This is a genomic window from Curtobacterium sp. PhB190, from assembly GCF_004365385.1.
GTDB lineage: Bacteria > Actinomycetota > Actinomycetes > Actinomycetales > Microbacteriaceae > Curtobacterium.
Genome location: NZ_SODN01000004.1, coordinates 101,166 through 121,253, shown reverse-complemented (window position 1 = coordinate 121,253; position 20,088 = coordinate 101,166). Strand labels below are relative to the sequence as shown.

Genomic DNA, 20,088 nt, shown 5'->3' with positions numbered 1-20,088 from the left:
GGGGCGGTCGTCCGCGCCGTGCGGCGGGACTGTTCGCCCTCGGCGCAGCGGTTCGGGCGTTCCCACGGGGGCATCCCAGGTGCGGCCCCGTGAGCAGCGATTAGCGTAGTCGGCATGCCTGATGAACCACAGCCGGGGCCGGACGACGACTTCCAGGAGATGCTGCGCAAGCTGCTCTCGGGCGAGGGCCAGATCGACCCGTCGCAGCTCGCCGGTGCAGCCGGCCTGCCGAACGACCCGGCCTTCGTCGCGAACCTGATGAGCCAGCTGCAGCGTGCCGCGCAGTCCGGCGGCGACGGCATCGACTTCTCCGCGACCGCCGAGCGCGCCACCGCGATCGCCCGCGAGGGCGGCCACGCCGTCGACCCGGTGGCCTCGCAGGCGGCCGACCAGGCGTTCCAGGTCGCCGCCCTCTGGTTGGACGAGGTCACGACCGTGGCCGAGCTCACCGCGACCCCGAGCCTGTACACGCGGGAGCAGTGGGCGAAGGCGACGGTTCCGGTGTGGACCCAGATCGCCGAGCCCGTCGCGTTCAGCATCGCCGATGCGCTGACCGAGGCCATCGACCAGCGTGCTCCCGAAGAACTCAAGGCGATGCTCGGTGACGTCTCGAAGGCGATGCGCGGCGTCGGCGGTGCCCTCTTCGCCATCCAGCTCGGCCAGGTCGTCGGCCAGCTGTCGAAGGAGGTCGTGTCCGGCGGCGACGTGGGTGTCCCGCTGCTGGACGAGCAGGTGGCCGCACTCCTGCCGCAGAACGTGGCCGAGTTCGCCGAGGGCCTCGACGTCTCCGAGGACGAGGTCCGCATCTACCTGGCGGTCCGCGAACTCGCCCACGCACGGCTCTTCCGCTCGGCGCGGTGGCTGCGACTGCACATCATCTCGTCGATCACGGACTACGCACGGGGCATCCACATCCCCTTCGACCGCGTCGAGGAGCTCGCCGCGGACATCGACCCGACCAACCAGGAGCAGCTGCGGGACGCGCTCGCCTCCGGTGCGCTCATCCCGCCGCGCACGCCCGAGCAGGATGCTGCGCTGGCACGACTCGAGACCATGCTCGCGCTCGTCGAGGGCTGGGTCGACACGGTGACCGCCGCCGCCACCGTCCGGCTGCCGAAGAGCGGTGCCATCGCCGAGATGGTCCGTCGTCGCCGTGCAGCCGGAGGACCCGCCGAGTCCGCGTTCGCGACGCTCGTCGGCCTCGAACTGCGACCCCGCCGTCTGCGCGAGGCCGCCGCGATGTGGCAGCGGGTGACGGACGAGCTCGGTGCCGAGCAGCGTGACGCACTCTGGTCGCACTTCGACCTGGTCCCCACGTCCGACGACGTCGACGCACCGGACGCTCTGGTCGCCCGTCTGCGGAACCCCGCGCAGACCGAGGAGGACGACGCGTTCGACAAGGCGCTCGAGGACCTGCTCAACGACGCCACCGGCGCCCGTCCGCACGAGGACGAGTCCGGCCGGATCGACGACGGCGCCCCGGGCACCGACGGAACGGGCACCGGCAAGACGGCCACCGACGGAACGGGCACCGACGAGACAGGCACCGACGAGGACCACCCCGGCGACCAGCCCCGCTGAGTCCGGCACCGCCGAGTTCTCCACAGATCCACCACCCGGCCCCACGCGTGCCCCCGACTCGGGCACCGTGGGGTCATGGGCATCCGCATCGATCCGACACTCGAGTTCGTCTGGCGCGACCCGACGACGGTGCAGCTCGGGGTCGATCCGCCTCGTGCCGTCGTCGACGTCCCGACCACGGGCGAGGAACGGTTCCTCAGTGCACTGCGGCGTGAGACGGGGCGCGAAGCGCTGAGCGGCCTCGCCGTCACCTCGGGCTGCCCACCGGACGTCGCCGCGCGCGTGCTCGGTGCGGCATCCCCCGCCGTGATCGACGTCCTGCCCGAACCGCTCGAACGGGTCGAGGTGCACGGCGCCGGCGGGTTGGCGGACACGATCGCGGCACACCTGTCCGGCGAGGGCGTGACCGTCGCCCGGACCTCGTCCCCGCCGGGCGGCCCCGTCGACCTGCCGGAGCACGAACCCCGGCTCGCCGTGGTGGTCGCCGACCACGTCGTCGACCCGGCGCTCCGCGCCGCCTGGACCCGCAGGGGCGTGCCGCACCTGGCGGTCGTGGTGGGCGACGGCCGCATCCGCCTCGGGCCGTTCGTGGTCCCGGGGGCCGGCCCGTGCCTCCAGTGCGCCGAGTTCGCACGCGTGGACGACGACCCGGCGTGGCCGGCGATCGCGTCGCAGCTGTGGGGACGACCACCGTCGCCGCTGTCACCGTGGCGGTCCGCCGCGGTGGCCGCGGCCACCACCCGGCTGCTCGTGCGGCGCCTGCCGCTCCGGTCGCAACGCGCCGACCCGGACCAGGTGGTGTTCGACCGCGACGACCTGGCCGTCAGCCGGTGGTCGGTGCCGCTCCATCCGCGGTGCGCGTGCCGAGCGCTGCCAGGAACCGACTCGGAGCGCGGGCTCCCCCACGCGTGGAACCCTGTCTCGACCACGTGATCGTCACGGTCCGCCGGGCGCGGGTCAGGCCGACGTAGAACAGGCGACGTTCCTCGTCCACCTCGGTGTCGGTGGTGGCGTGTGAGATCGGCAGGAGTCCCTCGGCGGCACCGGCGATGACCACGTTCGGCCACTCGAGCCCCTTGGACGAGTGCAGGGTCGCCAGGGTCACGGCGTCGACCTCGGGCTCGTGGTGGGTCGCGGCACGGTCCACCAGGTCCTGGGTGAACTGCTGCATGGTCGTGCCGGCAGGGGCGTCCTCGGCCAGGCCCATGATCGCCTGCAGGGCTTCCCACTGCTCGCGGACGGCGCCGGTGCCCTCGGGGGCGGTCGACGTCCACCCGCTGACCTGCAGCACGAGGCGGACACGGCGGGTCAGTTCGTCGTCGGTCTGCCGGATCGCCTCGCCGCGCATGTGGTGCACCGCGAGCTTGACCTCGGGCCGGTTGAAGAAGCGCGTGCCGCCCTGCACCCGGTAGGGGATGCCGTTGCGGCCGAGCGCGGACTCGAGGGCCGCGGACTGGGCGCCGACGCGGAACAGCACCGCGCAGTCGCCGTACGACGCTCCGCCGGCGACGAGTTCCGCGATGCGCCGGGCGATGGTCTGGGCCTCGTCGCCGTCGTGCACGCACGGCACGACGACCGGGTCCGGACCGGGCTCCTGCGTCTGCGCGACCAGGTCGAGCGCACCCGGTTGCCCGCGCATCAGGGCGTTGGCGGCGTGCACGACCTCGCGGGTGGAGCGGTAGTTCCGCTCGAGTCGCACGACCGATCCGCGGGGGAACTCCGAGCCGAAGCCGAGCAGGTAGTCGCTCGACGCACCGGCGAACGAGTAGATCGTCTGGCTGGCGTCGCCGACGACGCACAGGTCGTCGCGGCCACCGAGCCAGGCCCGCAGCAGGTCGTGCTGCACGGGCGAGACGTCCTGGTACTCGTCGACCACGAAGAACCGGTACTGCTGCCGCACGTAGGACGCCACCCGCGGCTCCGACTCGACCATGCCGAGCGTGGCGAGCAGGACGTCCTCGAAGTCGAGCTGTCGGCGGTCGTCCTTCAGGCGCTCGTAGGCCTTCATCAGGTCGATCACCCGGCGGGGCGAGGTGTCGCGCGGCATCACCCGTTCGGCGGCGGCGGCCTCGTACTCCTCGAGCGAGAGCATCTGCACCTTGCGCCACTCGACCTCGGCGGCCAGGTCGCGCAGCACCGGGGTGTCGACCGACATCCCGACGGTGTCCGCGGCGTGCGCGATCATCCGGCCCTTGGACTCGACGATCTTCGGCGCGTGCCCGCCGACGGTGTCCGGCCAGAAGTAGCTGAGCTGCGCCATCGCCGCGGCGTGGAAGGTCCGCGCCTGCACCGTGCCGGCGCCGAGCGAGCGCAGCCGCGACCGCAGCTCCCCGGCGGCGCGGGTGGTGAACGTCAGCGCGAGGACGTGGTTCGGTGCGTAGGTGCCGGTCGCGACGCCGTAGGCGATGCGGTGGGTGATCGCACGGGTCTTACCGGTGCCGGCGCCCGCCAGGACCGCGACGGGGCCCAGCAGGGTCCGGGCGACGGTGCGCTGCTCGGTGTCGAGGGCGGCGAGGAGTTCATCGGGCGACGGCGGACGGACCTCGGCCGAACCGGCCGAACCGGCAGAACCGGCCGAACCGGCCGAACCGCCCGGACCAGCGCCAGCCGGCACCGGCCCACCACCAGCACTGCTCACGGCAGGTCCAGCGGCCCGCCGTACCACTCCTCGATGATGGCGCGGGCGATCGAGGTCCGACCGGGCAGCAGCAGGGTGTCCCCCGCGCGCTCCCGGATGTCCTCGCGCGAGAACCAGCGCACGTCGAGGATCTCGACGCCGTCGGGCCGGGCAGTGGACGGGTCGCCGTCCACTGCGCGGGCACGGAAGCCGACCATCAGCGACGCGGGGAACGGCCACGGCTGCGAGCCGAGGTACTCGGGCTCCTCGACGTGCACGCCGGACTCCTCGAAGACCTCGCGGCGGACGGCGTCCTCGAGCGACTCCCCCGGTTCGACGAACCCGGCGAGCAGCGAGTAGCGGTTGGCGTCCCACGCGGCGTTCGAGCCGAGCAGGATGCGGTCGTCGGCGTCGACGACACCGACGATGATCGCGGCGTCGGTACGCGGGAAGTGCTCGTGTCCTTCAGGGTCGCGGCGCACCCACCCGCCGGTGACGACGTCGGTCGCGGACCCGGTGCGGGGCGAGAAGCCGTGGACGGCGTGCCAGTTCGCCATCGCCACGGCCTCGACCGCCAGGCCCTGGTCGCGCGGGGACAGCTCGGTGCCGAACATGCGCAGGCTCTCCCACGCGTCGTCGGACGGTTCGATGGCCGACGCGGTGGCGTCGTCGACGAGGGCCGCGACGAAGCGGGTGCCGGCGGGGGCGTCTGCACCGTCGGACACGGCGCGGCCGAGGTACAGCGTCACGGTGCCGTCCGGCACGTCGGCCGCGGTCACGAACCGCAGGGTGCCGTCGGCGTTCCGGAGCATCTCCGAGCCGTGCACCGGCAGGTACCGGGTCGCGGAGTCCTCGCGCAGGACCCGGTCGAGGTCCGGCGTCGTGCGGAACTCGGCGTCGCGGTCGAGTTCGTTGCGGGACAGCGGGAGCCGGGAGGCGAACTCGACGGTCACGGCAGAGGGCTCCTCGGTTCAGGTGCAGGCGAGGCCTGCGGGCGGGGCGTGCGGCAAGGCGTACTGGGAAGGCTTCGGGAACAGCGTGGCGTGCACCGGTGCAGGCGTCACGCACCTACCCTGAGGGGCATGGCGGGATCCCAGTTCACTCTAGCCGCGTTGGCGACGACGGCCGTGCCCGGTCTCGTCGTCACGGGCACGCGCACGCTCGGCTCGGCCGCGGCCGGCGACTACGAGTCGGCTCTCCTCCGCGACGCCGACGGCGCCCTGACGGTCATCCGACGTCCCCGGAACCAGCGGGCGGAAGCCCGGCAGTCGGCCGACCTCGTCGCGATCCGTGCGCTGAGCGCCGGGATCCGCACGCGCCTCCCGTTCGGTGTGGCCGAGTACCGCGGTCAGGCGCCGATCGGATCGACCCGCGCCATCGTCACCACCCGGCTGCCGGGCGCGCACCCGACGCTCGCGTCGTTCGCCGAGCGCCCCGAGCTCGCCACGAGCGTCGGCCGCGCCCTCGCCGCGATCCACCAGCTGCCGACGAGCTTCGTCTCGGACGCCGGCCTGCCGTCGCTCACCCCGTTCGAGGTGCTGCGCTCCGCCGTGTCCGTGATGGACCGCGCCGTCGCCACCAAGCTCGTGCCCGCCGCCCTGGTCGAACGGTGGGAGGGTGCCGCGCGCGACCAGCAGCTGTGGCAGTTCACCCCCACCGTCGTGCACGGATCGATCGGCACCGGCGTGCTGCTCGTCGACGGCGACTCCGTCAGCGGGATCCTCGACTGGGGCGAGCTCCGACTCGGAGACCCGGCGAAGGACCTCGCCTGGGTGCTCGCCGGCCGACGCGACGCCTTCGACACCGTCCTGAGCGCCTACGAGGCGAACGGCGGCGGACGCGACCGTCAGCTCGCACAGCGCGCCCGGGTGCACCACGAACTCGAGACGGCGCACTGGCTGCTGCACGGCGTCCAGGCGAAGAGCACCGAGGTCGTCGACGACGCGGTCGCGATGATGCACCGGCTGGTCGACGCGGTGCACGCGCCGAGCGCGGAGCCGCTGCAGTCGGTGTCCCCCGAGACGATGGAGATCGGCGAGGTCGAGCAGTTGCTGTCGTCGACCGAACGCCGACACGGCTGATCTCCGCTCCGACGTTCCGGCTCGTGCGCCGCGCTGACCTCTGCCGAGCGGTCACGCAACGTCGTCCGCCCCGCGTTCGAGCGACCGTCCACGACCGGTCCGCAGCCGCCGACGGGCTGTCGTGACCAGTGGCGGTCGCGCTGGGCGGTGGGCGCGACTGCCTGGAGGCCCGGTGCCGGTCCGCGAGACCGGCACCGGGCCTCCCGGGTGGCCGGCTGGGGCGCGGCGCGCTCCCCGCCCGCGTCCGGCCCCGAGCCGTCACGACTCCCCGCCCTCCGAGCACCGACCGGCCGCGAGCCGTCGGCCGTCGAGCCGCGCACTGACGGCCTGTGACCGGTGCGCCGTGCACGCCGCGGGGTGTCGCGACCCCTCGTCCGTCAGCCGATCGCGGCCGTCCAGGCGCGCTCGAGTCCAGCACGGTCCAGCAGCTCGGTCGGACGGACCTCGAGGTCGTCCGCGACGAAGTAGAACACGGCGTCGACCTGGTCGAGCGGTCGACCGGTGAACTCGGCGTACGCCACCCGGTACAGGGCGAGCTGCAGCGTCCGTCGGGCCAGGTCGTCGGCACCGGACGGTGCCTTGCCCGTCTTCCAGTCGACGACCTCGGCACGCCCGTCGATCTCGTAGACGGCGTCGAGCTTGCAGACGACGCTGTGCCCGAGGAACGGGATGTGGATCTCCCGCTCGACCTCGACCGGCGTGCGGCCGGCCCACCGTGAGCGGGCGAAGGTGGCCTGGAAGTCCGCCAGCCGTCGGGCGTCGTCGTCCGTGACCACAGCGTCCGGCGAGGCGTCGACCAGGTCGTCGGCGTCGAGGTCGAGCTCGTCGCCCCACACGTCGAGCGTCTCGAGCGACCCGCCCGTCCGGGCACGCTGCTCCACCCACTGGTGGAAGAGCGTGCCGAGCCGGGTCGCTCGGTACGGACGCTCCGGCATCGGCCGCCGCAGGCGTTCGGCCACCTTGTCCGGCTCGGTGAGGTAGTCCTTGAAGCCGGAGGCCGGCACGCGGTGCGGGACCACGACCGCGTGCTTCGCGTTCCGGGTCGCGCGTCGTTCGGCGAGCAGCAGGTCGATGTCGGCCGCGTACCGGCCGGAGGCACCGGGGTTGGCGTTCCGGACCCGCTCGGCCGCCGCCAGCACCCGGGGCGCCCGCTGCCCGAACGGCACGTGCGGCCAGAGCTGCTGGGCGCCGTCCTCGCCGAGGGGGTTCTCGTCGTGCACGGTGGTCTCCGGGATCGCGGTGCCGTCGACGACCCCGGCCTCGACCAGGTCGTGCAGGTACCGGCTCGGCTCGGTGGGGCGCACGCCGCCGGCCCAGAACGAACCGGACACGAGCAGGTCGTGGCGGGCACGGGTCAGCGCGACGTACGTGAGTCGGCGTTCCTCGTCCTCGTTGCGGGCCTTCACCTGCTCCTTGAAGGCGTCGATCGCGGTCGTGACGTCCTTCTGAGTCTCCTGCCCGCGCCACGCCAGGCTCGGCAGCTCGGCGCCGTCCCCCCGGAACTCGTACGGCAGACGGCCGAAGCCGAGCCACCCGGACGAGCCCTCCTGCGGCCGCGCGGGCAGGCCGCCCTCGACCATGCGCGGCACCGCGACGGCGTCCCACTCGAGGCCCTTCGACCCGTGGATCGTCAGGATCTGGACCGTGCCGGCTTCGGGTTCCTCGGAGCGCGGGCCCATGTCGTCACGACGGGCGGCTGCGTCGATCCACCCCAGGAACGACCCGAGGTCGGCACGGTCGTCGGTGGACACGAACCCGGCGAGCTCGTCGATGAAGGCGTCGAGGTACGCCCCGCTGCCCTGCTCGTGCGCCGCGACCTCGATGTCGAGCCGCATCTCCTGCACCACGAGCGTCACGAAGTCGACCAGGTCGCTGCCGGCCCGCGACCGCAGCATCGCGAGCTGCGTGCCGAGCGCCCGCATCCGGCTCCGGCCGGCGGGCGTGATGCCCTCGAGCGCGCCGTGCTCGTCCGGTGCGGTCGCCACGAAGTCCAGGGCGTCGACGATCGAACCGTGCTCCCCCGCGGCCACCGAGGCGCGGAACGCCGCCGTCAGTTCGTCGTCGAGCCGCTGCTGGGTGTGGTCGCGCTGGAACAGCCACCGCGCGAGGTGGTGGAGGGCGACGACGTCCGCCGCGCCCACCCGCCACCGGGCACCCGCGAGCAACCGGATGAGGTCGTTGCCGGCAGCCGGGTCGTGCAGCACCCGGAGGCACGCGACCAGGTCCACGATCTCGGGGCGCTGCAGCAGGCCGCCGGTGCCGAGCACGTGGAAGGGCACAGCACGCGCCCCGAGCGCCGCGGTGAACGACGCCAGGTCCTTGCGGGCACGGAGCAGCAGGGCCATCGACCCGGTCGGGTTCCGCTTCCGGTGGCCCTGGAACCACGCGGCGACCTCGTCGGCCTCTTCCGGCAGGGTCTCCGGGAACACCGCTCGGACCGACCCGGCGTCCGCACCGGGTCGCGGTGACAGGCGCTCGACGTCGACCTCGGATGCCTCGGACAGCGGCGCCACGATCGCGTTCGCCCCCGCGAGGACGTCGACCGGGTTCCGCCAGCTCGTCGACAGCACGAACGTCACGGGCCGGACCGCATCCGGCTCGGTGCCGCCGAAGTCGTGCGGGAAGCGTGCGAGGTTCGCGGCGCTCGCACCGCGGAACCCGTAGATCGACTGGTGCGGGTCGCCCACGGCCATCACCGAGTGCCCGCGGAACAGCCGGGCGAGGAACCGGGTCTGCACCACCGAGGTGTCCTGGTACTCGTCGAGCAGCACGACGCCGAACCGCTGCCGCAGGTCCGTGACCACCCGCGGCGCGGACTCGGCCGCGGCGAGCGCCAGGGCGATCTGGTCGGAGAACTCGACGAAGCCGCGGTCGACCTTCTGCCGCCGGAACTCCGCGACCAGGTCGGCCAGGGGCTCCAGCGCACCGATCGCAGCGACGGCGTCGGTGATCGCCTTGTACGGCTTGCCACGGTTGCCGGGCAGTTCGAGCAGGTCGGAGAACTCGACGGCGAACCGGCGGAGGTCCTCGGGTTCGACGAGGTGCTCGGACGTGGCCCCGGCGAGCGCCACGACGGCCGCCGTGAGCGTGTCGACGTCGCGGTCGAGTCCGGCCAGTCGGTCGTCACGCGCGGCCACCACGACGCGGCGGGCCAGCTGCCAGGCGGACGGTTCGGTCAGGACCTGGGACTCCCCGTCGCGGCCGACGAGCAGGGCGTTCTCGCGGAAGACGGCGTTCGCGAACGCGTTGTAGGTCGACACGGTGGGCGCTTCGAAGGCGTCGCCCGGGGTGATCAGACCGACGTCCTCGAGTGCACGGATGCGGTCGTTGATGCGCACCGAGAGCTCGCCGGCGGCCTTGCGGGTGAAGGTCAGGCCGAGGACCTCGTCGGGGCGGACCATGCCGTTCGCGAGCAGCCAGACCACCCGCGACGCCATCGTCTCGGTCTTGCCGCTGCCGGCTCCGGCGACGACCAGGGCGGGGGTGAGCGGGGACTCGATGACGGCGCGCTGCTGTGCGGTCGGGCGCGGGCGGCCGAGGGCGTCGGCGATGGCGTCGGCGTCGTGCCGGACCACAGGCGCAACGAGGACGTCAGTCGTGTCGGTCGTGTCGGTCACCAGGTCACCTCCGAGACCACGTGGATGCGGCACTCGACGCCGGTCCGGGCCTTCTCGCAGTGGTCGTCCACGTTCGCCAGGAAGGTCCGTCCGGCCATGCCGCGCGCGACCCCGTGCAGGCGCTCCCGGTAGGCGTCGCGCGCCTCGGCGTCGAACGCGTGCTGGGTGCGCTCCGAGTAGGCCTGCCCGCCGCGGGGGTTCTGCACGAACACGAGTCGGGCGTCCGTCATGGCCGAGCCGGCTGGAACGCCCTCGACCGCGCCGTCCTCGATCGCCAGCTGGTACGCACCGAGCTGCGGGTGCTCCGGCATGTCGTTCTTCTCGCTCGGCATCGAGCGTCCGGTCTTGAGGTCCACGACGCTGACACGGCCCTCGGGGTCGACCTCGATGCGGTCGATGCTGCCGCGCATCCGGGCGGGGCCGGTGACCAGGGCGAACGAGGTCTCGGCGCCGAGCAACCGGCGGCCAGCGCCCGCGAAGGTCCGCAGGTAGTCGCTGAGCCCCTCGATCATGCGGCGGGTGCGCGCGCGTTCCCGATCGGCCACCCACGGCGACTCGAAGGTCAGTTCGTCCCACCGGGCCTCGACCCGTTCCCACAGCGACTCGACGTCGATCTCGGTCGCGTGCTCCATCGCCTCGTGCACGATCGTGCCGATCCCCATCGCCGGACTCGGCGCACCGCCGCCGAAGGTCTGCACGAACCAGTGCACCGGGCAATCCTCGAACGTGCCGATGCGCGACGGCGAGACGGACACGGTCGGGGCGACGGGTTCGCCGCCCTCGACCTCGGGCACCGGCTCGGCGTCGAGGTCGACCAGCGGCTCGTCGGTGGTGGGCTCGGCGAGGCCGTACCAGTCGTCCGGTGCGGCCCCGGGGACCTCGGCCTCGGCCAGTCGGGCGAGCGCCGAGGCGGCATCGTGGTCGCCGGACAGGACGACCCGACGTCGCAGGGACCCGGCCAGTCCGCGCAGGGACAGCGGGTGCACGGTCGGCTGCCGGTCCGGCGGCACCGGCACCAGGCGGACGAACGGCGACGGGGACTCGTCGTCGTTGGCGACGGTGCCGATCACGACCTGCGTGGTCGCGCGGGAGACGGCGCGGGCGAACAGGCGGAGCTCGTCGGCGACCACCGCGGCGCGGTCGTCGATCGGCGAACGCTCGGCCCCCGACGCCGCACGGACCAGGCCGTCCGGGTCGAGCAGACTGCCGCGCACCCGGGTGTTGGGCCACACGCCGTCCTGCAGTCCGAGCACCACGACGACGTCGCACTCGAGTCCGATCGTCGCCGAGGGGGTGAGCACCCGGACCCGGCCGGCGGTGCGGTCGGGGCCGATGGAGTCCTCGGGCAGGTCGGCGCCGAGCAGGTCGTCGACGAACACCCGGGCCGGGGCGTCCGGGGTGCGTTCGACGAACCGCTTGGCGGCGGTGAACAGGCCGACGACGGCGTCGAGGTGCCGGTCCGCTTCGCCGGCTCCGACCCCGCCGGCTGCGGACTGCCCACCCCACGACTTCGCGAGGCCGCTGCGCTCCCACAGGCCCCAGAGGATCTCCTCGATGCTCGATCCGCCCTCGGCGTCGGCGTGTGCCTGCACCAGACTGCGTGCGAGACGGGTCGCCCGTCTGGCGAAGCCGGCGTCGACCGTGGCCAGACGCTCCGGGGCACCGAGCGCGTCGATCAGGAGTTCGTCGGCCGTGCGGGTGCCGTCGCCGGCGAGCTCTTCGCGCCGCAGGGCGAGCCGCAGGCGGCGCATCGCCAGGGTGTCGAGTCCGCCGAGCGGCCCGGTGGCGAACGCCGTGGCCAGGGCGGCGTCGAGGGGCAGGACCCCGAGGGCGACCGCCGCGGCGTCGAGCAGCGCCCGTGCCGCGGAGTCGTCACGGGGGCGGACGGGCGCGGCACCGGCGGTCGCAGGGACCTCGGCCACCGAGAGCGCACGCACGAGCTCGGGGATCGCGGCGCCGCTGCGGGTGACGACGGCCATCCGGTGCCACGGCACACCGTCGAGCAGGCGGTGCTCCCGGAGCCGTCGGGCGACGGCCACCAGCAGCGCCGACCGGCTCGCCGCCTCGAGGTGCACGACGGCGTCGGCTCGGGCGTCCTCGTCACTCGCCGCCGCCGCGCGCTGCCGACCGGCCGCTGCCGTGCCGATGCGCCCCGTGATCCCGGAGACCAACGACCGGATCGGCGCGGGGTACCGGTGCACGGTGCCGAGGAAGAGTTCGTCGACGCGGTCCACGCCGAGCCGCACGGCCAGGCGCCCGAGCACGTCCGGTTCGGCCCCGCGGAACGCCGAGGCGGCGATGTCCGGGTCGCCGAACGCGACGACCTGCACGCCGGACCGGGCGAGCGCACCGAGCAGTGCCACCTCGCCCTCGACGAATTCCTGGGTGTCGTCGACCACGATGAGTCCGAGGGCGGCGATGCTCGCCGGGAGTTCCCCGCGCAGCACGGCGGCGGTGGCGAACGCGACGAGCTCGCCGGAGTCGAGGCTGGTCGCGCGGAACGCGGTGACCGAGGCCCGGTACTCGTCGACGAAGTCACCGACGGCCCGCCACTCGGGTCGACCGCCCTCGTCGCCGAGCTCGCGCATGTCCTCGGGCTCGACGCCCGCCGCGACCGCACGCATCATGACGTCGCGCAGCGCGGTCCGGAACCCGGCGCGCTCGCGCACCACCGCGGTGATGGGTTCGGGCCAGGCCGGACCGGTGCCGTCGAGCTCGTGACCGGCGAGCAGGTCGGCGATGATGCGGTCCTGCTCGCCACCGGTCAGCAGCGTGGGCGCTTCCTGCCCCTGGACCGCGGCGGCGTGCGCGACGATCTGGAAGGCCAACGAGTTCACGGTCCGGGCGAGGGCTCCGGGCACCACGCGGTCGACGGCGGCGGCGAGGCGGTCACGCAGGGCGGTGGCAGCGGTCCGCGACGAGGTCAGCGCGAGCACGGTGGCGTGCCCGTCGGGGCTGATCGCGTCCGGTCGGCGCAACCGGTCGGCGACGAGCCGGGCGAGCGTGGTCGTCTTGCCCGTGCCGGGAGCGCCGATGACCGCCGCGTGCCGGCCGTCGGGCAGCGCGAGCACGGCGGTCTGGGACGGGTCGTCGACCAGGGCGCGTGCGACGCCGACGTCTGCGGGGGCTGGCGTCAGCGTGGTCTGCGGCACGCTCGTACGGTACCCACGACCGCCGACACCACCCGGCCTGACGCGGGCGCGGCGCGCACCCGGGCCGCAGAGTGCGCCCGCGGCGAACGTCCGATGTCCTCCGCGACCGCTCGGATACGCTGTGCTCGTGGACATCAAGATCGGCATCATCAACAGCCCGCGCGAGATCGCGTTCGAGACCGCCCAGACCGCCGACGAGATCGAGAAGGCCGTGTCTGAGGCCCTCGCGTCGAAGGCGACGCACCTGTCGCTCCAGGACGAGAAGGGCCGTCGCTTCATCGTTCCGGTCGCCGCCCTGGCGTACGTCGAGGTCGGCGCGGAAGAGGCACGCCGCATCGGCTTCGTCGCCTGACGACGTGGAACTGCTCTTCGCCGTCCTCGGCGGCCTGATCATCGGCGGGATCGCGCACGTGGTCCTGCCCTGGCGCGCCAGTCGTGGCGTCCTGATCGGGCCCGCCGTGGGCGGCATCGCCGCTGCCGTGCTGTGGGAGGCGCTGACCTGGGCCGGGTGGCGGTACGACGCCACCTGGATCTGGGTCGTGGCCCTGGTCGGTGCGGGCGTCGTCGCCCTGGTCGTCGAGTGGCTGCTCGGGACGCGCCGCGACAAGAGCGACCTCGAGTACTACGAACGACTCAAGGCCCGCGGGGCCTAAGCCGTCAGGCCGAGCGCGTCCATCCGACGGGTGTGCGCCGCGATCAGTTCGGTCCAGACCGGCTCGAGCCGCTCCTGGTCCTCGCGCGCGTGCGACGCCAGTGCCGACCGCGCCACGAGCAGGGTGTCGCCGACCAGACGCCGGCCCCACATCGCCAAGCGCGAACCGACCTCGGGGTCGTCCTCGATGCGGGCGGTCAGTTCCTCGACGACCGCGGGTTCCTCACGCGCGTCGAACACGGAGCGCAACCGCTGCCGCACGTCGTTCGGCAGCGACCGCAGCAGGTTGCCGAACAGGTCGTTCAGGATGCCGGCCGTGACGTAGCCGGTCAGCATCGACTCGTACCAGTCGGCGCCGCTCGTGCGCTCGAGGAACCGGTCGATCGCCTCGCGGTGCGGCGCCATCAGTTCCGCCGGGTCCGACCCGTTGCGTTCGATCTCGGCGACGATCGTGCGGTGCCGGTCGAGCGCCGTCGTCGCGAGCACACCCGTCACCAGGCGACCGGACAGCGTCGGCGCCGAGGCACCGGCACGACCCATCGTCTCGTAGACGGAGAGCTGCAGGTACGCGGCCTGGCCCAGGTAGACGTCGAGCTCGGGGGTGACGTCGTCGAGCGCCAGACGCTTGACCTGGCTTGCGTTGCGCGGGTTCCGCGACGCGAGCCACGCTGCTGCGAGCTGCGCCGCGCGCTTCCGGTTCCACCACGACACCACCCGGAGAGCATAGCGGGAACCGCCTCGCGCCCCGCTCCACCCGCCCATCGGTAGACTGGCCCGGACTTCCACCAGAACTAAGGTGATTCTTTGACTTTCGCAGACCTCTCCATCGAGCAGGACATCGTCGACGCGCTCGCGGGCAAGGGCATCCTCGAGCCCTTCCCGATCCAGCAGCAGACGATCCCGCTCGCCCTCACCGGCCAGGACATCATCGGCCAGGCCAAGACCGGTACCGGCAAGACCTTCGGGTTCGGCCTCCCCCTCATCCAGCGCCTCGGTGCCGACCCGGCGCCCGGCGTCAAGGCCCTCGTCGTCGTCCCGACCCGCGAACTCGCGGTCCAGGTGACCGAGGACCTCGAGGTCGCCACCTCGAACCGCCCGACCACCGTCGCGGCGATCTACGGCGGCAAGGCGTACGAGGGCCAGATCGAGCAGCTCAAGGCCGGCGCCCAGATCGTCGTCGGCACGCCCGGGCGCCTCATCGACCTGCAGCGCCAGCGACTCCTCGACCTGTCCCACGTGCAGGAAGTCGTCCTCGACGAGGCCGACCGCATGCTCGACCTGGGCTTCCTGTCGGACATCGAGCGCATCTTCCAGGCCATCCCCGAGGTGCGGCACACGATGCTGTTCTCGGCCACGATGCCCGCGCCGATCGTCGCCCTCGCCCGCCGGTTCATGAGCCGTCCGGTGCACATCCGGGCGACCGACCCGGACGAGGGCCTCATGCAGGCCAACATCAAGCACCTCATCTACCGCGCGCACTCCCTGGACAAGGACGAGGTCATCGCCCGCATCCTCCAGGCCGAGGGCCGCGGCAAGACCGTGATCTTCACCCGCACCAAGCGTGCGGCGGCGAAGCTCGTCGAGGAGCTCAAGGACCGCGGGTTCAACGCCGCAGCGGTGCACGGTGACCTCAACCAGGAGCAGCGCGAGCGCGCGATGGCCGCCTTCAAGGCCGGCAAGCGTGATGTGCTCATCGCCACCGACGTCGCCGCCCGCGGCATCGACGTGGACGACGTCACGCACGTCATCAACCACACGATCCCGGACGACCCGGACACCTACCTGCACCGCGCCGGTCGTACCGGCCGTGCCGGCAAGACCGGCATCGCGGTCACGTTCGTCGACTGGGACGACCTGCACAAGTGGACGCTGATCGACAAGGCCCTCGAGTTCGGTATCCCCGAGCCCGTCGAGACCTACTCGTCGTCGCCGCACCTGTTCGAGGAACTCGACATCCCGAAGGGCACCAAGGGCCGTCTGCCCGGTGCCTCGTCGCACGCCGCGTCGGCCGGTGCCCCCGCCGAGAAGCGCAGCAGCGACCGTCCGGCCTCCGGTCCGCGTGACGCGTCGCGTTCGCGGTCGCGCAGCCGCACCCGGTCAGGAGGCTCGGAGCAGCCCGCCTCGCAGGCTCCCGCCACCGAGTCCGCGGCTCCGACCTCCGCGCCCACCGACGACTCGTCGGCCACCGAGGGCGGGACCACCGACGGCGCCGCGAAGCGTCGCCGCCGTCGCCGCCGTCGCGGAGCCGGCACCGGCGATGCCTCGGCGACCGCCTCGGCACCGCAGGGTTCGTCGGACGGCGAGTAGCGCCTCCAGACCGAAGGGTCCGTCGCTGACGCGACGGGCCCTTCGTCGTCCTCACCTGCCGACTGCCCCCGCGAAAGCGACAGATTGCCGCGAACCGTCGGCGGGAATCTGTCGCTTTCGCGAAGGGGTCAGGCCGCGCCGAGCGAGATCTGTCGCTTCGGTGAGACAGCGCGACGGGTCAGGACTGCGTCAGGACAGGCGCGAGCCGGGGCCGACCACGGGGGCGCTGCCGGTGGCCTCGGACAGGATGGCGTCGAACGCGACCCGAGCCGTCCGGTGCTCGCCGAGCCGGTTCGGCTTGCCCGTGCCGTGGTAGTCGCTCGAACCGGTGACGAACAGGCCGTAGCGCGACGCCCAGTCGAGCAGGGTGCGCTTGCCGTGCGCGATGTTCTCGCGGTGGTCGACCTCGAGCCCGCCGAGCCCGGCGTCGACGAGGTCGCGGAGCATCGGCTCGTCGATGACGATCCCCCGCGACGAGGCTGCCGGGTGCGCGATGACCGGCACACCACCCGCCTGTCGGATGAGTTCGACGCCGCGCAGGGGCGACGGCGCCTCGTGCGGTTCGTAGTAGCCGGACGCCGGGTGCAGGATGCCGCGGAACGCCGCGCTCCGGTCGGACTCGAGGCCCCGCGCGACGAGCGCGTCGGCGATGTGCGGGCGGCCGATGGTGGCCCCGGGGCTCGCCTGCGCCAGGACGTCGGCCCAGGTGATCGGGTGGTCCTCGCCGATGCGGTCGACCATGCGGTGCGCGCGGGAGAGGCGGCCGGAGCGGATGCGGTCGGTCTCCTCGACGAGGCCCGGGTCGTGTGGATCGACCAGGTAGCCGAGGACGTGCACGCTGCGGAAGCCGATGCGCGTGCTGAGCTCGAGACCCGGCAGGAGCGTCAACGGCAGCTCGTGCGCGGACCTGGACGCGTCGGCCCAGCCGGCGGTCGTGTCGTGGTCGGTCAGCGCGACGGCGTCCAGGCCGGCGGCCGCGGCCGCTCGGACGAGCTCCGCGGGTCGCTCGGTGCCGTCGGAGACACTCGAGTGCGCGTGCAGGTCGATGAACGGGTCGGGCACGTCGACAATGCTATCCACAGGTGAGGGGCCGCACAGGACGCCGGTGCAGCGCGGTGCGATGATGGGGGCATGGCCGACACGACTCCCCGCGCGACGAGCAACCGATCCACGACCCCCGGGTCCTCGACCTTCAAGGACTTCATCGGGTCGCAGTGGGCCGACCGCGAGCAGACGATCCCCGAGCCCCGCGAGCAGGCCGCCTTCGCCGCCGAGCGTCGGGCCCGCATCTCCGAGCTGCACCCGGGCCGCACGATCGTCGTCCCCGCCGGGCAGGCCAAGGTCCGCTCGAACGACTGCGACTACCCCTTCCGCCCGCACTCCACGTTCGCGCACCTGACCGGGTGGGGCACCGACACGGTCGTCGGCTCCGTCCTCGTGATGACGCCGAACGGCTCCGGGCACGACGCCACGCTCTACTTCCGCGCCACGGCCGGTCGTGAGTCGGAAGAGTTCTACGCGAACCCCGAGATCGGCGAGTTCTGGGTCGGCCCGCGTCCCTCGCTCGACGCCGTCGCCGCCGACCTCGGGCTGGCCACGGCCGACCTCGGCTCCTTCTCGGACGTCGCCGACGGGCTCGACGCCTCGGCGCTGCTCGTGCGCGAGGCCGACGACGACCTGACCCGCACCCTCGACGCACGACTCGGCAGCGCCGTCGGCGGCGCGCCGGAGACCGACGACGCACCGGCGACCGACGACGTCCTCGCCCGCGACCTGTCCGAGCAGCGCCTGGTGAAGGACGCGTACGAGGTGGGCGAGCTCCGCAAGGCCGTCGACGCGACGAAGCACGGCTTCGACGACGTGATCGCCGACTTCGACGCCGTCCTGGCACACCAGCGGGGCGAGCGCATCGTCGAGGGCACCTTCAACCGCCGGGCTCGTGCAGACGGCAACACGGTCGGCTACGACACGATCGCCGCCTCGGGCCACCACGCCTGCATCCTGCACTGGACCCGGAACGACGGCGCCGTGCAGCCGGGTGACCTGATCCTCATCGACGCCGGGGTCGAGGTCGACTCGTTCTACACGGCCGACATCACCCGCACGCTGCCGGTCAGCGGCACGTTCTCCCCCGTGCAGCGCATGGTCTACGACGCCGTGCTCGAGGCGGCCGACGCCGCGTTCGCCATCGTCAAGCCGGGCATCACGTTCCGCCAGGTGCACGCCACCGCGATGGAGGTCATCGCCCGCAAGACCGCCGAGTGGGGCTTCCTGCCCGTCTCGGCGGAAGAGTCGCTCGAGCCGGACAACCAGTTCCACCGCCGCTACATGGTGCACGGCACGAGCCACCACCTCGGCCTCGACGTGCACGACTGCGCGAAGGCCCGTCGCGAGATGTACATCGACGGCGTCGTGCAGCCCGGCATGGTGTTCACGATCGAGCCCGGTCTGTACTTCCAGCAGGACGACCTGACGGTGCCCGAGGAGTTCCGCGGCATCGGTGTCCGGATCGAGGACGACATCCTGGTCACCGAGGACGGGGCCGAGAACCTGTCGATCGGCATCCCCCGGACCCCCTCGGAAGTGGAGGGGTGGATCGCCCGCTCCGGCCGCTAGCCTGAGCGGGTGACGACGCCCGACGCCTCCACCGACTCCCGCACGCCGCAGTTCTCGATCGAGGTCGAGCACTTCGACTCCCCCGACGCGCAGCGACTCCGAGCCGCGCAGCGCCTGGAGATCGACCGTGCCTACGGCGGCGACACCGAACCCGGCGAGAAGCCGACGGCAGACTCCATCGCGGTGTTCTTCCTGGCGCGCGACGAGGCCGGCACTCCGCTGGCCTGCGGCGGACTGCGGGTCGTCGACGACGGCATCACCGAGATCAAGCGCATGTACGTCCGGCCGGAGTCCCGCGGCTCGGGTGTGGCGGCCGCGCTGCTGCGTCGGCTCGAAGAGGCCGCGCTGGACCTCGGGTCACCGGCGCTCGTGCTCGAGACGGGGAACGAGCAGAAGCGCGCCGTCGGGTTCTACGAGCGCGAGGGCTTCACGCGCATCGCCAACTTCGGCCCGTACGTCGGCGCCCCGCTGTCGATCTGCTACTCGAAGGTGCTGTAGCCCGAGCACACCGGCCCCGAGCACGCAGGCGTCAGGCGCGCTCGTCGCCCTTCGGGGACGACGGGGTCGACGAAGACGACGGTGCCGGCGGCGTCGCACCGGGCACCCGCTCGCCGTACTGCGGCGGGTCCTGCGGACGACGCTCGGGGATCGCCGGCCCACCCGAGGTGGGTCGGTCGGCGGGGGCGGCAGCGGACGGGTCCGCGTTCTCGCCGTACCGGGGCCCGTCGTTCGTGCCGTACCGCGGCGCGCTCGACGCACCCGGCGCCGTGGGCGCATCCGTCTGCGCGCCGGGAGCCGACGTGCCGGGCTGCTGCGGGCCTCCTGGCTGCTGGTGGGGTGTGGCGTGTCCGCCGTACGGCGACTGCTGCTGCGGCGGGGCGGGACGCCACGGCTGCTGTCCCTGCACCGGTGCGCCGGGAGCGCCCTGCTGGGGCTGCTCGTTCCAGTGCGTGGACGGCGTCGCACCGTGCTCACCCAGGATCCGCTGCGCCTGACCGGTCAGCTGCGGGTTGACGACGATCTGGTAGTTCGTGGCGAGCACCTGGTGGACGCTCGTGAAGTCGCGCTGTCGCTTGGTGATCGCGAACGAGACGATGCCGTAGAGCATGCCGAACGCGGCGCCGATGATCGCGGCGGCGAGGATCAGGCCGCCGGAGCTCGGCGAGAACAGGGTGAGCACGATGCCGAAGAAGATGCCGAGCCAGAGACCGGACAGTGCTCCGGCGATCGCCGCACGGCCGTAGGTCATCTTGCCGGTGACGCGCTCGACGGTCTTCAGGTCGTTGCCCACGATCGAGAGCTGGTTGACCGGGAAGTCGGCGTCGGCGAGCTTCGCCACGACGCGCTGCGCATCGGGGTAGCTGTCGTACGTGCCGAGGACGTCGCCCTTGGGCAGCGTCGGGAAGGCCTGGGCGGTCCTGCCGGCGAAGGGACTCTGATTGCTCACACAGCCATCATTCACCGC

15 protein-coding genes are annotated in these 20,088 nt (G+C 72.9%); 8 read left to right on the top strand and 7 right to left on the bottom strand.

Translation table 11 applies throughout. The annotated features are described in order from the left end of the window. Positions 1–114 precede the first annotated feature (114 nt). Positions 115–1,581: a zinc-dependent metalloprotease gene (locus EDF47_RS07925; RefSeq protein WP_243649851.1), complete on the top strand. Its 1,467-nt coding sequence runs from the start codon at positions 115–117 to the stop codon at positions 1,579–1,581. Between the two features lie 75 nt (positions 1,582–1,656). Then, a complete protein-coding gene (locus EDF47_RS07920) occupies positions 1,657–2,514 on the top strand; it encodes a hypothetical protein (RefSeq protein WP_131878373.1) in 858 nt (285 codons plus the stop codon). Here the strand turns inward: EDF47_RS07920 and EDF47_RS07915 are convergent. Beyond that, positions 2,405–4,219 carry an ATP-dependent helicase gene (locus tag EDF47_RS07915; RefSeq protein ID WP_243834025.1) on the bottom strand — a complete coding sequence of 605 codons (1,815 nt, stop codon included), beginning with the start codon at positions 4,217–4,219 and terminating at the stop codon, positions 2,405–2,407. The two genes, EDF47_RS07920 and EDF47_RS07915, sit on opposite strands and share 110 nt — an antisense overlap. After that, entirely contained in the window at positions 4,216–5,151 is a 936-nt protein-coding gene (nudC, locus tag EDF47_RS07910; RefSeq protein ID WP_131878371.1) for an NAD(+) diphosphatase, read from the bottom strand. The genes EDF47_RS07915 and nudC overlap by 4 nt, the downstream gene beginning before the upstream one ends. Positions 5,152–5,280: 129 nt before the next feature. On the opposite strand from nudC, the gene EDF47_RS07905 reads away from it, so the two are divergent. Continuing rightward, complete coding sequence (locus tag EDF47_RS07905; RefSeq protein ID WP_123938945.1) at positions 5,281–6,279, top strand: phosphotransferase; 999 nt, start codon at positions 5,281–5,283, stop codon at positions 6,277–6,279. Positions 6,280–6,656: 377 nt separating this feature from the next. On the opposite strand, the gene EDF47_RS07900 is transcribed toward EDF47_RS07905, so the two are convergent. Further along, entirely contained in the window at positions 6,657–9,896 is a 3,240-nt protein-coding gene (locus EDF47_RS07900) for an ATP-dependent DNA helicase (RefSeq protein WP_131878369.1), read from the bottom strand. Next, positions 9,893–13,048: a UrvD/REP family ATP-dependent DNA helicase gene (locus EDF47_RS07895; RefSeq protein ID WP_166673203.1), complete on the bottom strand. Its 3,156-nt coding sequence runs from the start codon at positions 13,046–13,048 to the stop codon at positions 9,893–9,895. Before EDF47_RS07895 ends, EDF47_RS07900 begins: the two co-directional genes overlap by 4 nt. Before the next feature lie 127 nt (positions 13,049–13,175). Here EDF47_RS07895 and EDF47_RS07890 point away from each other — a divergent pair, with 127 nt between their 5' ends. Together EDF47_RS07890 and EDF47_RS07885 are read left to right on the top strand one after the other, a co-directional pair. Continuing rightward, on the top strand, positions 13,176–13,400 hold the full coding sequence (locus EDF47_RS07890; protein ID WP_111084998.1) for a DUF3107 domain-containing protein: 225 nt from the start codon (positions 13,176–13,178) through the stop codon (positions 13,398–13,400). Positions 13,401–13,404: 4 nt separating this feature from the next. After that, the gene (locus EDF47_RS07885) at positions 13,405–13,701 is read left to right on the top strand and encodes a hypothetical protein (protein WP_131878365.1); all 297 of its coding nucleotides are present in this window, start codon (positions 13,405–13,407) and stop codon (positions 13,699–13,701) included. On the opposite strand, the gene EDF47_RS07880 is transcribed toward EDF47_RS07885, so the two are convergent. Next, positions 13,698–14,414, bottom strand: a complete 717-nt coding sequence (locus EDF47_RS07880; protein ID WP_235035842.1) for a ferritin-like fold-containing protein — start codon at positions 14,412–14,414, stop codon at positions 13,698–13,700. The two genes, EDF47_RS07885 and EDF47_RS07880, sit on opposite strands and share 4 nt — an antisense overlap. Positions 14,415–14,504: 90 nt before the next feature. Between EDF47_RS07880 and EDF47_RS07875 the strand changes: the two genes are divergently transcribed. Further along, entirely contained in the window at positions 14,505–16,007 is a 1,503-nt protein-coding gene (locus EDF47_RS07875; protein WP_131878363.1) for a DEAD/DEAH box helicase, read from the top strand. Positions 16,008–16,196: 189 nt separating this feature from the next. Here EDF47_RS07875 and EDF47_RS07870 read toward each other — a convergent pair whose 3' ends face one another. Next, positions 16,197–17,069 carry a PHP domain-containing protein gene (locus tag EDF47_RS07870; RefSeq protein ID WP_133936886.1) on the bottom strand — a complete coding sequence of 291 codons (873 nt, stop codon included), beginning with the start codon at positions 17,067–17,069 and terminating at the stop codon, positions 16,197–16,199. Between the two features lie 69 nt (positions 17,070–17,138). Between EDF47_RS07870 and EDF47_RS07865 the strand changes: the two genes are divergently transcribed. Together EDF47_RS07865 and EDF47_RS07860 are read left to right on the top strand one after the other, a co-directional pair. After that, positions 17,139–18,623, top strand: a complete 1,485-nt coding sequence (locus EDF47_RS07865; protein ID WP_131878359.1) for an aminopeptidase P family protein — start codon at positions 17,139–17,141, stop codon at positions 18,621–18,623. A 9-nt stretch (positions 18,624–18,632) separates the two neighbouring features. Next, positions 18,633–19,121 (top strand): GNAT family N-acetyltransferase, encoded by a 489-nt coding sequence (locus EDF47_RS07860; protein ID WP_123294095.1) that lies wholly within the window; start codon positions 18,633–18,635, stop codon positions 19,119–19,121. A 31-nt stretch (positions 19,122–19,152) separates the two neighbouring features. Here the strand turns inward: EDF47_RS07860 and EDF47_RS07855 are convergent, their stop codons facing one another. Continuing rightward, the gene (locus EDF47_RS07855) at positions 19,153–20,070 is read right to left on the bottom strand and encodes a general stress protein (RefSeq protein ID WP_123938950.1); all 918 of its coding nucleotides are present in this window, start codon (positions 20,068–20,070) and stop codon (positions 19,153–19,155) included. Between the last annotated feature and the right edge of the window lie 18 nt (positions 20,071–20,088).